This window comes from Microtetraspora fusca (genome assembly GCF_001570365.1).
Lineage (GTDB): Bacteria > Actinomycetota > Actinomycetes > Streptosporangiales > Streptosporangiaceae > Microtetraspora > Microtetraspora fusca.
The window spans coordinates 1-1,106 of sequence record NZ_BBYK01000018.1 but is presented as its reverse complement, the minus strand read 5'-3'; the positions used below and the strand labels follow the sequence as shown (position 1 = coordinate 1,106).

The 1,106-nt window shown below is 66.5% G+C and carries 1 pseudogene; it reads right to left on the bottom strand.

Annotated features, from left to right (window positions below):
* Positions 1-23: 23 nt before the first annotated feature.
* A pseudogene (locus tag AWQ68_RS40300) lies at positions 24-1,027 on the bottom strand (IS5 family transposase).
* Positions 1,028-1,106: the final 79 nt, after the last annotated feature.

Here is a 1,106-nt window from a genome sequence, read left to right as displayed (position 1 = left end):
CTAGGGCGCGTATTCAGTCGTGATCAAGGGATGGTCCTGGTGAGGTCTTTGATCCAGATCATCGCGGCGCGAAGGTGGAGGCCGGCGAGGTAGCTCTCAGGGGTCTTGTCATAGCGGGTGGCGATGCCTCGCCAGGCCTTCAGCTTGTTGATCAGGCGCTCGACGGTGTTCCGCTCCTTGTAGAGGTCGGCGTCGTGACTGACGGGCCGACCGCCCTTGCTGCCCTTCTTCTTCCGGTTGGCAGCCTGGTCCTTCTTTTCCGGGATGACCGCCTGAATGCGGCGTTTCCGCAGGTAGGCGCGGCTTCCGCGGGACGAGTAGGCCTTGTCCCCAGCAACCGCGTCGGGCCGGGTGCGGGGACGACCGACGGGCCCCCGCACCCGTATCTTCTCCAGCACGGGGATGAACTGCGGACTGTCCGCGGCCTGCCCCGCGGTCAGGACGAACGCCAGCGGGCGGCACTTGCGGTCGGCGGCAAGGTGGACTTTGCTGGTCTGCCCGCCCCTCGATCGTCCGAGCAGGGCAGCTTTCAGCCGGAGTTTGTGTCGGCGCCGGATACGTCGCCGCTCTTCCCGTTCGGGGTCGTTTCCGGCGTCCTGGCCGTCTTGTCCTTCCGGGCCGCCCCCTTTTGCCGGGCCTTCTCCTCCTGCTCGGCGGCCTTCTCCAGGGCGGTGACAACGTCCTGGCCCAGATGCATCCCGGCAGCGTCGTGGTGAGCCCGGGCGGTGGTGGAGTCCACGCTGACGAGGGACAAGTCCACCTCACCGCGTTTCGCGGCTTCCGCGATCAGGCCCTCCAGCAGGGCTTCGAAGATGCCGGCGTCCCGCCACTGGCGGAAGCGGTTGTGGACGGTCGGCCAGGCGCCGAACTCCTTCGGCATCTCCCGCCACTGCGCGCCCGTCTTGAACCGCCAGATCACGCCCTCGAACTGTTGCCGCAGCCGCTCGGGGTACGGGCCGAACCCGCCGATTGGCAGGTAAGGCTTGATGAACTCCCACTCTTCGTCTGTTAGTTGGCCTCGCGTCACACAGGACGGCCTATCGGATCAGGCCTCGCTATCCGGGCGAATCCCGCAGATTGATCACAATCCGATACGCGCCCTAAGC